The organism is Paenibacillus alba (assembly GCF_013204855.1).
Classification (GTDB): Bacteria; Bacillota; Bacilli; order Paenibacillales; family NBRC-103111; genus Paenibacillus_E; species Paenibacillus_E alba.
The window spans coordinates 108,981-122,334 of the sequence record NZ_JABMKZ010000011.1 but is presented as its reverse complement, the minus strand read 5'-3'; the positions used below and the strand labels follow the sequence as shown (position 1 = coordinate 122,334).

At 46.0% G+C, this 13,354-nt stretch carries 12 protein-coding genes; all 12 read left to right on the top strand.

Going from position 1 to position 13,354, the window contains the following annotated elements:
- Positions 1-34 precede the first annotated feature (34 nt).
- The 12 genes from galU to HQN90_RS16065 all read left to right on the top strand — a co-directional run bounded on the left by galU (position 35) and on the right by HQN90_RS16065 (position 13,339).
- On the top strand, positions 35-973 hold the full coding sequence (galU, locus tag HQN90_RS16120) for a UTP--glucose-1-phosphate uridylyltransferase GalU (RefSeq protein ID WP_173220442.1): 939 nt from the start codon (positions 35-37) through the stop codon (positions 971-973).
- The gene (locus HQN90_RS16115) at positions 942-1,640 is read left to right on the top strand and encodes a sugar transferase (RefSeq protein WP_173220440.1); all 699 of its coding nucleotides are present in this window, start codon (positions 942-944) and stop codon (positions 1,638-1,640) included. Before galU ends, HQN90_RS16115 begins: the two co-directional genes overlap by 32 nt.
- Before the next feature lie 29 nt (positions 1,641-1,669).
- Complete coding sequence (locus HQN90_RS16110) at positions 1,670-2,605, top strand: glycosyltransferase (protein WP_173220438.1); 936 nt, start codon at positions 1,670-1,672, stop codon at positions 2,603-2,605.
- Positions 2,606-2,613: 8 nt separating this feature from the next.
- Positions 2,614-3,954: an O-antigen ligase family protein gene (locus HQN90_RS16105; protein ID WP_173220436.1), complete on the top strand. Its 1,341-nt coding sequence runs from the start codon at positions 2,614-2,616 to the stop codon at positions 3,952-3,954.
- Positions 3,951-4,754 (top strand): WecB/TagA/CpsF family glycosyltransferase, encoded by an 804-nt coding sequence (locus tag HQN90_RS16100; RefSeq protein ID WP_173220434.1) that lies wholly within the window; start codon positions 3,951-3,953, stop codon positions 4,752-4,754. Before HQN90_RS16105 ends, HQN90_RS16100 begins: the two co-directional genes overlap by 4 nt.
- Before the next feature lie 63 nt (positions 4,755-4,817).
- On the top strand, positions 4,818-6,302 hold the full coding sequence (locus HQN90_RS16095) for an O-antigen ligase family protein (RefSeq protein ID WP_173220432.1): 1,485 nt from the start codon (positions 4,818-4,820) through the stop codon (positions 6,300-6,302).
- Positions 6,265-7,641 (top strand): lipopolysaccharide biosynthesis protein, encoded by a 1,377-nt coding sequence (locus HQN90_RS16090; RefSeq protein ID WP_173220430.1) that lies wholly within the window; start codon positions 6,265-6,267, stop codon positions 7,639-7,641. Before HQN90_RS16095 ends, HQN90_RS16090 begins: the two co-directional genes overlap by 38 nt.
- Positions 7,642-7,665: 24 nt before the next feature.
- Positions 7,666-8,502, top strand: coding sequence for a glycosyltransferase family 2 protein (locus HQN90_RS16085; RefSeq protein ID WP_173220428.1), 837 nt, complete (start codon positions 7,666-7,668; stop codon positions 8,500-8,502).
- A complete protein-coding gene (locus tag HQN90_RS16080; RefSeq protein WP_173220426.1) occupies positions 8,486-9,757 on the top strand; it encodes a glycosyltransferase family 4 protein in 1,272 nt (423 codons plus the stop codon). The genes HQN90_RS16085 and HQN90_RS16080 overlap by 17 nt, the downstream gene beginning before the upstream one ends.
- On the top strand, positions 9,723-10,874 hold the full coding sequence (locus HQN90_RS16075; protein WP_173220424.1) for a glycosyltransferase: 1,152 nt from the start codon (positions 9,723-9,725) through the stop codon (positions 10,872-10,874). Before HQN90_RS16080 ends, HQN90_RS16075 begins: the two co-directional genes overlap by 35 nt.
- 31 nt (positions 10,875-10,905) lie before the next feature.
- Positions 10,906-12,006 (top strand): glycosyltransferase, encoded by a 1,101-nt coding sequence (locus HQN90_RS16070; RefSeq protein WP_173220422.1) that lies wholly within the window; start codon positions 10,906-10,908, stop codon positions 12,004-12,006.
- A 4-nt stretch (positions 12,007-12,010) separates the two neighbouring features.
- Positions 12,011-13,339 (top strand): UDP-glucose dehydrogenase family protein, encoded by a 1,329-nt coding sequence (locus tag HQN90_RS16065; RefSeq protein WP_173220420.1) that lies wholly within the window; start codon positions 12,011-12,013, stop codon positions 13,337-13,339.
- Positions 13,340-13,354 lie beyond the last annotated feature (15 nt).

Genomic DNA, 13,354 nt, shown 5'->3' with positions numbered 1-13,354 from the left:
AGACTTTCCATAATCGATAGGAGGATGAGATTAGATGAAAACGGTGAAAAAAGCAATTATTCCGGCTGCAGGATTAGGGACGAGATTCCTGCCTGCCACGAAAGCGATGCCCAAAGAGATGCTCCCAATCATCAACAAACCCACTATCCAATACATCGTGGAAGAAGCCATTGAATCGGGTATTGAAGATATTATTATCGTGACCGGAAAAGGGAAGCGTGCGATTGAGGATCACTTTGACAACGCTTTTGAATTAGAAAATAAACTGTTGGAGACGGGGAAGCTGGAGCTTCTTAAGGAAGTTCAGCGCTCCGCTAAAGTTGAGATTCATTACATCCGCCAGAAGGAACCCAAAGGCTTGGGACATGCCGTCTGGTGTGCAAGACGATTTATCGGCAACGAACCATTCGCCGTGCTGCTCGGTGATGATATTGTTACAGCTAAGGTGCCATGCCTAAAACAGCTCATTCAGCAATATGAATTATCTGAAAATTCAGTTATCGGTGTGCAGTCCGTGCCGTCTGAATTAACCAATCGATACGGTATTATTGATCCCGGCGTACAAAATAACCGCTTGTATCAAGTTAATGATTTTGTAGAAAAACCTAAGCTGGGTACAGCTCCATCCAATCTTGCCATCATGGGCAGATATGTTTTCACCCCTAAAATTTTCGAATTCTTGGAGCTTCAAGAGAAAGGTGCAGGTGGAGAAATCCAACTGACCGATGCTATTCAGAAGCTTAATCAAATAGAACGCGTTCTGGCTTACCAATTCGATGGAACTCGCTATGATGTGGGTGAACGCCTTGGCTATATTCTTACAACGATGGCTTTTGCCTTAGAGAGCAAAGATTTGCGCTTTGATGTGATGGAAGCTATGGCTTCGATTCTGATCAAAGAAAACTATGCACCGCTGTTAGAGATTATGGGAGGTGGCGATAATGAGTTTGCGCGAACTGCAGGAGGATTATGAGTATTTGGGCCCGCAGCAAAGCTATTACCAAGCTTCGAGAGTCCCACGCGGGAAGAGCCTGTCATCCTATTTGTTCGTAAAGCGCACACTTGATATCCTTCTCTCATTCCTCGGAATGTTGTTCTTATCACCTTTATTTCTCTTGATTGGTATCTGGATTAAAGTCGAGGATCCCAAAGGATCGGTCTTCTTCAAGCAGAATCGGGTCGGGAAAGGTGAAACCTTGTTCGCAATGTACAAGTTCCGCTCCATGGTGTCGAACGCCGAAGAGCTGAAGAAGCAACTAATGGATCAAAATGAAGTCGAAGGTGCGATGTTCAAGATGAAAAACGATCCACGTGTTACACGTGTAGGTCGATTGATTCGGAAAACAAGCATTGATGAATTGCCGCAATTGTGGAATGTGTTCATTGGGAATATGAGCTTGGTAGGACCTAGACCTGCTTTGCCCAATGAAGTGGAGGAATACACGCCCTATGAGAAACAGCGTTTGGCGGTAACGCCGGGCTGCACAGGGTTATGGCAAGTAAGTGGAAGAAGCAATGTCAGCTTTCAGCAAATGGTCGAGTTGGATTTGACTTATATCAAAAAACGCAGCTTGCTGTTCGACATTAAAATCGTCTTAAAGACGGTCGTTGTGCTGCTTGGTTCCAAAGACGCCTTTTAAGAAAAAGGAGTAGCGAAGGGAGGATCGCCATGGTACGCAACCCATCCAAACCTAGGGTATCCATCGTCATCTGTACGTACAATCGAGCGGATTTATTGCACATCACGTTAGAATCCTTAACTCAGCTTGAGGATTTGGCACAGGCGGAGATTCTGATCGTGGACAATAATTCCACAGATCACACCTTGGATATTGCAAACTCATTTATCCATCGTCATGTGGGAACCTTGAACGTTCACTACGTTTTCGAAGCGAAGCAAGGGTTGTCTGCTGCGCGCAATAACGGCATTGAGACGGCTCAAGGCGAGATCGTGGCATTTCTCGATGATGACGCCATTCCTTGCAAGGGATGGATTCGTACCATGCTGACTACCTTTGATTCACGGAGCGATATCGATGCCTTGGGAGGCAGGATTCGGCCCATTTTTGAAAGCAAACGTCCTGCATGGCTGATTCCAGGCTTGGAGCTGCCATACACGATCGTTGATTTAGGAGAAGCTGTCAGAACGTATCCGGCTAATCTCCACCCATTTGGTGCGAATATGGCGATCCGGAAATCGTTTCTGGCAGATCACTTATTTCCAACTCACTTGGGGAGAATCGGCTCCCTGCTGTTATCCGGTGAGGAATCTTGGCTGTTCGGTGAAATGAAGAAGGCAGGCAAAGGCATCTTGTATCATCCGTCGCTTATCGTCGATCATTTCATCCCAGACAGTCGGTTGACCGAAGATTGGATCAAGAAACGGTATTACTATCAAGGGGTCACGAATGGCTCTATGTATAAGGGGTACTTCGCAAAGCTGGTGTTACTTGGCAAGGTTGCGGCTAAGGTGTTTTATATTTCAGTAGAGGCCTTATTTGCCCGGACAGTTGGGAGCAAGCTGCTTGTCACATGCCGCATGGAGAGTATTCGTGGCACACTTGATACGATGCGGAAACGCAGAAAGATGCAATTGACTAGGTGAGGGCGCATATGACGGAACTTCCTATACATGTGAAAAAACCAGTATATTACGGTGTCGTCTTCCTCATCATAGCTATTCTTATGGGGGTAGCAGCCGTTTATCAGCCCATAATCAGTCTAATGGGGATGGTTGTACTCCTTTTGTTAGCTTTATCCGTCCATAACCCCGAGATTGTCAGTTATCCTGTGTTGATCTCGACGGCGATTTCGATTAACTACATCATCATAGCGAATGTTGGCGGAATCGAAATTATTTCTCTTTATAAGCTGGGGATATTGATTCTACTTATTCCTTGTATGCTGCAAAATGGGCTGCGACTGAAATTCGTTTATCCTATTGCCGCTTTTATGATCATGTTATTTCTGACCTTTTTCTTCTCGGATTGGCATCCCAAAATGACAACGTCGCTTACACTCAAAGCTTTCATAGGATTAACGCTGCCTTTCTTCTTTCTTATGATCAAATGGAAAAAGGAAACTGCGAAACGGCACATCCAAATTCTTTGTTTACTACCACTGATCAGTGTAGCAACGGGAATCGTGCTGCAGCTTGCGCATCTCTACTCTTTCCTTAATGTTGAATTCACAGGAGCCGTTAGAGTACAGGGGGCAAATATTGCTCCGCACTTAGCGATGCTGGCCTTTCTAGGCATTACGATTGCACTGATGGAATCCAAGCGCGAGCCTGAGCGGGCCAAGTTTTATTACTGTACACTCGCGTCTAATTTTGCGATTCTCATCGCAACAGGCACAAGAGGACCGATCTTAGCCATGCTGGCGATGGTCGTCTACTATTTCTATGACATGGTCAAAGATTACATCAAAGGTAAATTAATCTTGATTATTCCGCTCGTTTGCTCACTGGCATTAATCGGCGGAGCCGTTTATGTGCAGTGGGATAATATGACGAAACGCTCTTTCGAGCGTGAGACAGGAACAGGTATTGATTTGTCCGGAAGAACCGAAGCCTGGACCTACTTTCTGAAAGGTGTCCAAGATTCGCCCTTAGCAGGAAGAGGCTTGGGAGCCGTTACCGTAGCTAATGACGGAAGCTTATACGAAGGTTTTGTGGTTCCGCACAATGAATATATTCGCTTCTATTATGATGCTGGCTATATCGGCTGTATTGCGCTTTTCTTTTCATTATTTATCGTGTTTGCAATGATTTACCGAGTCGTACCACCGAGAATTAAAATTTACTACGCAGCATTCATCTTGGCGTTTTTTCTATATTCCTTTTCGGATAACACGTTATCCACCGTGCAATTCATCATTCCTTTCTGTTGGTACTTGAATGGTTTGTATATTCAATCAACGACAAATCCGAATAAAGAAGAAGTGATTAGATGAGTAGAGTGACTATGTTCGATGTTAATTTTGATAATTATGATTTTCTGGATCTGCTTGCCTTCATGGACGAGAGGATTCGCCAGAGAAGCCATTCTTACATTTTGACTTGCAATGTCGATCATTTGATCAAGCTCAGAAAGGATGCTGTGTTTCAGAAGGTCTATTCCGATGCAGGAGCCATAGTTGCAGATGGCATGCCCATCATCTGGGCATCAAAGATGTTAAGAAAGCCGTTGAAACAGAAAGTATCCGGTTCCGATTTGTTTGCCAAGCTGGGTGAAGCGTTCGCGAGTCGGCAGTACAAATTGTTTTTCCTTGGATCTGCGGAAGGAATCCCGGAGCTGGCGATCAAGAATTTGAAGCTAATCTTCCCCAAACTGAATATTGTTGGCCACTATTCACCTTCCTTCGGTTTCGAGAAGAAAGAGGAAGAAAATGAACAGATTGTGCGAATGCTGATTGAAGCGCAGCCTGATATTGTTTTCGTAGGGGTAGGTGCTCCGAAACAAGAGAAGTGGATCTATGATCATTATTTGAAATACGAAGTTCCGATTTCAATTGGTGTAGGAGCGACCTTCGATTTCATCTCCGGTTCTGTGAAGCGAGCACCGAATATCATGCAGAAAACAGGCTTCGAGTGGTTCTGGCGCCTGGCGCAGGAACCGCGAAGATTGTGGAAGCGATATTTAATCCATGATTCATTATTTATCGTCATGCTTGGTTTGGAGTGGATGAAGCAATTCAAGCTGAAAAGGGAGGGGACGGGGGTTAACAATGGACTATCTAAGCAAAATGAGTAAGCTGCTGGTAGCGGGATGTTGCTCACGAACCCTATATGGGAAGCCAGTAAGGAGATATCCGTTATGAGGACGTTAAAAGCGCGGTATCCTTTTGTATCCATGTTTGAAGGAAGGGCTGCTCTGGTATGGTTGTTCGCTGCGTTGGCTGCATCCTTGGTTATCGGCTACGGGAGCGCGACATTAGGCCATGAGAATAAATCGCAAATTGCCATATTGGCGATGCTGCTCTTTCCGGCATTTATGCTGGCTTTGTTGGACTCGCGCAAGTTAATCCCTTATATCCTGTTAGTGTGGGTCGTTTGTCCAGAAATACGAAGATTTGAAGATTGGGTGGAAGGGACGTATCATTCGGTATCGTTGCTAAGCATTGCACCGCTTCTGACAAGTGCTGTGATGATCATTCCGGTCCTTTCGAAAATACATCAACTGGAATCAACGCTTTATCGCATGCTCATCTATTTCTCCATTGCCTTATTGTATGGAAGTCTCATCGGTTTGACGAAGAATGGCATGGGCACCTTCTATGACTTGGCTAATTATCTCATTCCGATGCTGCTCATCCCCTATGCGGCTTTATCGAACTATGAAAGCAAGGATCTTGATCGCTTGCTTGTTGCCTTCTCGAATACAGCAATCCTGATTGCTGTGTATGGCATCATTCAATATGTAATGGTGCCGCCTTGGGACGCATTTTGGATGAATCATGTGGAAATGACGTCAATCGGCCATCCGTACCCACTGGAAATTCGGGTGTTTTCCTTCCTGAATTCGCCTGGTCCTGCCGGGATGTACATGGGGACAGCCTTGGCTCCTATGATTTTGGAAAAGAGATGGCGGGGTCCTCTCGGGTGGTTAGGTGTCATTTTAGTTACGGTAGGCTTGTTAATCACACTCGTTCGATCCGCTTGGGTCATGCTTTTCATTGATATTGCGATATACACGGCAGTCTCTGCTGGGAAGCAGAAGTGGAAGCTGATCGCTCAATTAACAGCGGTTATCGCTGCCATGTACTTCATTATACCTAAGCTGCCAGGGGCGCAAGGCTTGTTAGCACGGCTGGATACGATGACAGCAATACAAGATGATCATTCATACAATGAACGTTTGGATTTCTTCCACACCGTATTCCCGATGTTGTTTTCCAAACCGCAAGGGCTCGGGCTAGGCAGTATTGGGGTAGGAACCAAGTTAAGCAATGATGGGGCTCTTGGGGAATATGGCATTTTCGATAATGGGTTTGTTGCCATCTTTCTCACATTCGGCATTATCGGAGGTCTCTTGTTCTTCTGGGGACTATGGCTCGTTATCAAATACCTGATATCCCAAAGAAAGCAATCAGGAGGCTTAACTCCTTACACCAGGCTCGCCCTGTCCGCATTGGAAGGGAGTATCGTTTGTCTTGTTTTCGAGAATGGCTATACAGGTTTGAAGGGCTTTCTCCTATGGTTGGTTGTAGGAATAGGCATCATGGCACATCGAAAGAGCACCCAAGAAAGGAGGCCAAGAACGGATGCAGCAGCCAGTCAATTTAAAAATAATCCGCTCTAAACCTCTATTTACGATGATCAAATCGTTCTACACAAGCAAAAGCAATATGGCGAGCTCGGTCAAAACGATGTTTTTCAGTGTTCTCATTCTTCTGATCAATATGTTGACGGGAATCTTGACGGCGCGTTTTCTTGGACCTTCGGGCAGAGGGGAACAAGCCGCTATGGTGCTTTGGTCACAATTCCTTGCCTTCAGCTTCACCTTCGGTATTCCTTCTGCGATTATTTACAACGTGAAAAAGAATATGAAGGATTCCGCCAAGCTATACACAACAGCCGTCATGATGGGATTAACCGCAGGTGTGCTTGCCCTGGGCATTGGGATATTCATATTGCCTTATTGGCTTCGGACTTATTCCGACAGCGTGGTTTTGTTCTCACAGTGGTCAATGGTGCTTGTTCCCTTAATTGTGCTATCGCAAATCAATAACGCAATGATGCAAGTCAGAGGCGAATATAAGCTGTTCAATCTACTACGCTTTCTGATTCCGTTAAGTACGCTCGTGGGATTAGGTTTACTGATTGTAACCAAAACGATGACTCCTTACACATCGGCTGTTGCGTATCTGGCTCCAGCGATTCCCTTTTATATATGGACAACCATACGCCTGCTCACACAGTATCGCTTGGAGTTAAAAGGTGCATTTCAATCCTTCCGAACTTTGATTCGTTATGGGATTGGCTCCTATGGGAACGATTTAATGGGAAATGTATCTTACTATATTGATCAAATTGTCATTGTGGGACTGTTGAACCCATCTGAGCTCGGTTTGTACGCTGTTGCGGTGAGCTTGTCACGGGTGGTCAATATCTTTTCGACTTCGATCATCGTCGTCTTGTTTCCGAAGGCTTCGGGATTACCGAAGGACCAAGTGGTCGATATGACCTTCCGTGTCTATCGGTTAAGCACTTGCATTGCGCTCTTATGCTCCATGATCATCATGCTCGTTGCGCCATTCGTAATGCCGCTTTTATATGGGCCTGATTTCAAGGAAGCCATTAGCGTATTCCGAATGCTGCTGCTGGAAGTATCGTTATCCGGTGGAACCATGGTGCTGGCGCAAGCGTTCATGGCGTTAGGCAAGCCGAAAATTGTCACGATCCTCCAAGGTCTTGGACTCTTAATTGTCATTCCGTTATTAATGGTACTTATTCCGAAATTCGGCTTGTTAGGCGCCGGAATGGCGATCCTATCCTCAGGGATATTGCGATTTTTATTTATTCTAATCAATGTGAAATTCACGTTGAAGACGAAGCTGCCGAAATTATTCATTAACAAAGAGGATATCCGCTGGCTGCTTCGAGCTGTATCTGCCTATAAAGTTAAACAATCGGATTGAAATTGGGGGAGAGGGGCGAATCAAATGAGTCACCACCGTGACACTGTGGGAAAGCATGGCCTATCTGTTGTCATCATCGCTCAGAATGATGAGTCGAGAATAGGAAGTGCAATTAGTTCCTGCAAGTCTTTTGCAGACGAAATTGTAGTCATTGACGGGGGAAGCAAGGATGCAACTGTCCGAGTATCTGAACAATTAGGATGCAAGGTATTCACCAATGCTTGGCCAGGCTATGCGAAACAGCGCATTTATGGCAGTGATCGGGCGACGTATGATTGGATTTTTGTCATCGACACCGATGAGGTTGTCAGTGAACCATTGGCTGCTGCAATAAGAGAGCTGAAGTTGGATTTGTCAGATACGAGCAGAGCCTACTCCGTCTTGCGCATCGGTGACTTTTTGGGACGTTGGATGGGAAAAGGAGAACAATTGGTTCGTCTGTACAACCGGACGGAGTTTCAGTACCGAGACAGTCTTGTTCATGAAACACCTGATGTGCCGCAGGATAAGGTAGCATACTTGCCAGGCATCCTATGGCATTATGGGTTCCGCAGCATTCATGATCATATCCAGCGCTTTAACAAATATACCGATCTGGAAGCAGAAGGCGCTGTTGCGCAGGGCAAACGATTCAATATTGTACGAATGATGGTTCGTCCGCCGTTGCGTATTGTTCAAAAATATATTTTTCAAGGTTTATACAAAAAAGGTATTCCTGGCTTGGCCGTTTCCCTCTTCTGGGGAATGTACGAATTTCTAGTTTGCATAAAGCAGTATGAGCTGCTGTTAATTCAAAAAAAGACGAAGAAAATTGAGGGCGAGCCCCTGAAGGAGGGAAGTGCTTATGCAATTCAACAATAGCTTGCGGATCTTATCAACCGGCATGGGCTGGCCTTCCGCCCAGCCAGGTGGTTTGAACACCTATTTTAAACATATTAATGAAGCTTTAGCTGAGGATCACAATCTGCAAGCATTGGTAAGCAGTGCTGAGAAGCCAGTTGTCAAAGAAGGCCTGCAGGTGACGAATGTTGCCAAAACGCAGTTGAAGCTGAGTAAAAGGCGCGAAGCCTTTCGCCAGCACGCCGCTTGGCTCATGGACAATCAAGAAGTGGATGTTGTGTATTCCCACTTTGCTCCTTATAGCGTGGGTGTCGCGTTAGAAGCGAAAGAGCGCAATATCCCTGTTGTTATGACGTTCCATGGTCCTTGGAGTGAGGAAATTAAACTCGAAGGCAGTGGACTTAAGCATTGGATCAAAACGATCATTGCCAAAAATATGGAGATGAAGGCTTATCGATATGCCGATGCGTTCATTGTTTTGAGTGAAACCTTCCGGAGTATCCTTCACGAACAGTATCAAGTGCCGCTATCCAAGATCCATATTGTTCCGGGGGCAGCGGATATTGACCGCTTCAAGCCTTCCATCCAACGTACAGCAATACGAGAAAGACTTCATATACCTGAAGGAACAACAGCTGTATTGACGTTAAGAAGATTAGTCAATCGGATGGGACTCCTTCAACTCATTGATGCCTGGAGGGAGGTAGCCAAAGAAATACCGAATACGGTTCTCTTATTAGGCGGCAAGGGGCCGCTTAAGGAAGAACTGGAAAGTAAAATTAAGGAATATGGCCTGCAGTCACGTGTTCGTATGTTAGGCTATGTGCCGGATCATGAGCTTGCTGATTACTATCAGGCCGCCGATCTGTTCGTGGTTCCTTCGCAAGCACTGGAAGGCTTCGGACTGATCACGGTAGAAGCAATGGCAGCGGGAGTTCCTGTCATGGCGACGCCTGTCGGCGGAAATCGGGAGATTCTTCAGAAGTTCCGTCCTGACCTGCTGTTCGCTGGAAAAAGCAGTCAAGATATGGCGGATGGCCTCATTCGCAGCTTGCGTCAGAAGGAAAGCTGGCCAACGGCTGAACAATGCAGAATTCATGTGCTGGAGCATTACACATGGGCACGGGTATCCAAGCAAGTAGAAGGCATATTCCGTTCGGTCATTGATAATCATCTCATCGCTTACGGTCGCAATCGGAATCCACGCGTTCTGGCTGAACGAAAAGGAGGTCATGAGAAGGATGTTGAGAGTAGCGTATTTGGATCATACCGCTAGATGGAGCGGAGGCGAGGTTGCGTTATACAACCTGATTACGAATATGGGCAGCGAAGTGAGTCCGCTAGTCATTGTGGCAGAGGAAGGCGCATTAGTCGAGCGACTGCGTGCCAAAGGGATTGATGTCCGTGTTGTGCCTTTAAGTGACAAGGTGAGGAATCGAAACCGCAATGCCGTAAGTTTCGATGCTTTGGTTGGTGCTTTCGAGCTGTTTACGTATGGGAAACGGATTTCGAAGCTGCTGAAAGAAGAGCAGGTCGCTTGTGTGCATACGAATTCACTGAAATCAGCGTTTTATGGTGCCGTAGCAGCCAAGCTGGCAGGTGTCCCGCTAATCTGGCACATCCGTGATCATATCGGAGCTCCTTATTTAAAGCCTATCGTTGCTAGTGCAATCCGATTCATGTCCCGAATGCTGCCCAATGGCGTTATAGCCAATTCCAACTCAACACTGGATGCGCTGCAATTGCCGAAATCCAAAAAGACACTAGTTGTCTATTCCGCTTTTGCCCAAAAGCTCAACACACCTAGCCATGCCCTTCCTATGAAAAGGCAGAAGAAGTCGTACATCATTCTTTTAGTGGGTCGGTTAGCGGAGTGGAAGGGCCAGCATATTTTACTGGAAGCTGCCAAATCGTTCTTGCCTGATTCGCAGGTCGAGTTCTGGCTGGCCGGCGACGCGCTCTTCGGAGAAGATGCGTACAAACAACAGCTTCTGAAACAAATGGCCGATCATCATTTGTACAATGTTAAATTACTCGGACATGTGGATGATATCCAAGCCTTGATGCAGAAAGCAGATATTCTCGTACATACGTCCATCACGCCTGAGCCCTTCGGTCAAGTGATCGTAGAGGGGATGGCAGCAGGATTGCCGGTAATTGCCTCCAATGAGGGAGGCCCAAAAGAGACTGTTGTTCCTGGTGAAACCGGACTTCTTATAACGCCCGGAGATCCAAAGCTGCTTGCAGAGTCGATTCGCTACTTGCTGGAAAATCCGGAAGTAAGAATTCGCATGAGCGAGAATGGCCTGAAGCGTGTGGAGCAGCACTTTGTCATCGAGAAAACCGTTACCCAAATCACTCATTACTATGCTGGATTAATTGCCAATGCGTAACTAGTCTCATAGTAAATAAAGGATGGATCAAATGAAAATAGCAATCGCGCATGATTATTTGGTTCAAATGGGCGGCGCTGAAAGAGTCGTAGAAGTCTTTCACCAAATGTTTCCGAATGCCCCCATCTATACAACGATGTTTAGCAGTCATCGACTACTCGATGAGCTTCGAGATGCTGATATTCGAGCTTCATGGCTGCAGAAGATGCCAGGGGGAAAGAGCCATTTTAAAGAAATGCTGCCTCTTTATCCATTTGCTATTAAGGATTTCGACTTCCGCGAATTCGATATTGTTCTTAGCTCGAGCAGTGCTTTTATGAAGAGCATCGAAGTTCCCAAAGAGACATTTCATCTCTGTTATTGTCATACACCGATGCGTTTTGCTTGGGATTACGATACGTATATGGAGAGACAGACGAAATCCAGCGTGATGAAGCGGTTATTGAAGATTTATATTGATAGATTGAAGCATTGGGATCAGAAAACGTCTGCCAATGTGAATCAATTTATTGCCAATTCTTCCGTGGTGAAAAATCGTATTCGCAATTATTACCAGCGCGATGCCGACGTTATTTTTCCTCCAATTAATACGTCGCGATTCCAAAGAGCGCATTCGATAGAAAATTATTATCTCATCGTTTCCAGACTTGTTTCCTACAAGCGAATTGACTTGGCTGTCGAGGCTTTCAACCGGAATGGGCTGCCTTTATATATTGTCGGAGAGGGACCCGATTCAGCGCGCTTGAAGAGCATGGCTAAGGGAAATGTTCGTTTCTTGGGAAGATTGGATGATGCCGTAGTTACCAAAATGATGGCGGAGTGCCGGGCGCTTATTTTTCCAGGCGAAGAGGATTTTGGCATTACCCCTTTAGAGGCGAATGCGGCCGGAAGGCCTGTTGTTGCTTATCAAGCTGGAGGGGCTCTGGATACGATCGTTCCTCATGTAAATGGCGTGTTTTTCCAACGGCAGGAAGTGGATGATCTGCTTGGCGCCATTCACGACGTAGAAAGCCATGCGTGGGATATCAGTCAAATTATGAATCATGCTAAGCAGTTTGATGAAAAGACGTTTATGACGAAGTTGAAAACGTATATGAGCACATCCTACCAACAATTCAGAGAGGGGCATTGATCGTATGAAAATCGCAGTCATCGGAACAGGGTATGTGGGGTTAGTATCCGGGGTTTGTTTTGCTGAAAAAGGCAATCATGTGATCTGTGTCGATCAGGACAAGCAGAAAGTTGAGAAATTGCAAAATCGGATTTCACCTATTTTCGAGCCTGGTATCGAGGAACTGATGGATCGCAATCTCAAAGCTGATCGGTTGGCATTTACCTCTGATCTAACGCAAGCCGTACAGCAATCGGAGCTCATTATTATCGCGGTAGGCACACCCTCCTTACCCAATGGGGAAGCGGATCTCCAATATATCGAGCAAGCCGTTATACAAATTGGCCAAGCCATGAACGGGCATAAGATTATTGCCACCAAAAGTACAGTACCCGTAGGTACCAATGAGCATATTCAGATGATTCTTGCGATGAATACAATGGAAACCTATGATGTTGTTTCGATCCCCGAGTTTCTCAGGGAAGGATCTGCTATCCAGGATACGCTGCATCCTGACCGTATCGTCATTGGTCTGGATAATTTGGAATTAACGGAGACTTTGACAGAGCTTCATCGTGCGTTCACGGATCAAATCTTCGTGACCAGCATTCGAAGTGCCGAAATGATCAAATACGCATCGAATGCGTTTCTGGCAACCAAAATCTCCTTCATCAACGAAATCTCCAATATCTGTGAAAAGGTGGGAGCTGATGTCACCGAGGTTGCTAAAGGGATGGGCCAGGATCGCCGAATTGGCGCTTCCTTCCTGAATGCAGGGATCGGGTATGGAGGTTCCTGTTTCCCCAAAGATACGGATGCCCTCATCCAAATTGCCGGCAATGTGGATTATGAGTTTCAACTGCTGAAGTCGGTCGTTGAAGTGAATAAGTCCCAGAGGTACAAAGTGATTACCAAATTGGAGGGATCGCTTGGAAGGTTATCTGGCAAAGTCATCGGAATATGGGGATTATCCTTTAAGCCGAACACAGATGACATCCGCTACGCCCCTTCTATAGAAATCGTCGAAACGCTGCTGAAGGCAGGCGCACGCTTGAAGCTTTACGATCCAATTGCTATGGATAAATTCAGAGACCATATCGATCATCCGGCCATTCAGTGGTGCGAATCGGCTTTGGAAGCAGCCACCGGCGCAGATGCGCTTTGTCTCTTGACCGACTGGGATGAGTTCAAAGCAGCGCCGCTGTCCCAGCTTGTTTTCATCATGGAACAACCAATCCTCATTGATGGACGCAATGTGTATAGCCGTGAACAGATTGAAGGCACTGGCATTCACTATTACTCGGTCGGCAGACCCGACCAGAAGCATCCTACGCGTCATAAAGCTGTCGTTTAGCGTTAACGGGATCTA

Coding starts and splice junctions, on each gene's coding strand:
- galU (WP_173220442.1), top strand. CDS start 35: ATGAAAACGGTGAAAAAAGCAATTATTCCGGCTGCAGGATTAGGGACG.
- HQN90_RS16115 (WP_173220440.1), top strand. CDS start 942: ATGAGTTTGCGCGAACTGCAGGAGGATTATGAGTATTTGGGCCCGCAG.
- HQN90_RS16110 (WP_173220438.1), top strand. CDS start 1,670: ATGGTACGCAACCCATCCAAACCTAGGGTATCCATCGTCATCTGTACG.
- HQN90_RS16105 (WP_173220436.1), top strand. CDS start 2,614: ATGACGGAACTTCCTATACATGTGAAAAAACCAGTATATTACGGTGTC.
- HQN90_RS16100 (WP_173220434.1), top strand. CDS start 3,951: ATGAGTAGAGTGACTATGTTCGATGTTAATTTTGATAATTATGATTTT.
- HQN90_RS16095 (WP_173220432.1), top strand. CDS start 4,818: ATGAGGACGTTAAAAGCGCGGTATCCTTTTGTATCCATGTTTGAAGGA.
- HQN90_RS16090 (WP_173220430.1), top strand. CDS start 6,265: ATGCAGCAGCCAGTCAATTTAAAAATAATCCGCTCTAAACCTCTATTT.
- HQN90_RS16085 (WP_173220428.1), top strand. CDS start 7,666: ATGAGTCACCACCGTGACACTGTGGGAAAGCATGGCCTATCTGTTGTC.
- HQN90_RS16080 (WP_173220426.1), top strand. CDS start 8,486: ATGCAATTCAACAATAGCTTGCGGATCTTATCAACCGGCATGGGCTGG.
- HQN90_RS16075 (WP_173220424.1), top strand. CDS start 9,723: ATGTTGAGAGTAGCGTATTTGGATCATACCGCTAGATGGAGCGGAGGC.
- HQN90_RS16070 (WP_173220422.1), top strand. CDS start 10,906: ATGAAAATAGCAATCGCGCATGATTATTTGGTTCAAATGGGCGGCGCT.
- HQN90_RS16065 (WP_173220420.1), top strand. CDS start 12,011: ATGAAAATCGCAGTCATCGGAACAGGGTATGTGGGGTTAGTATCCGGG.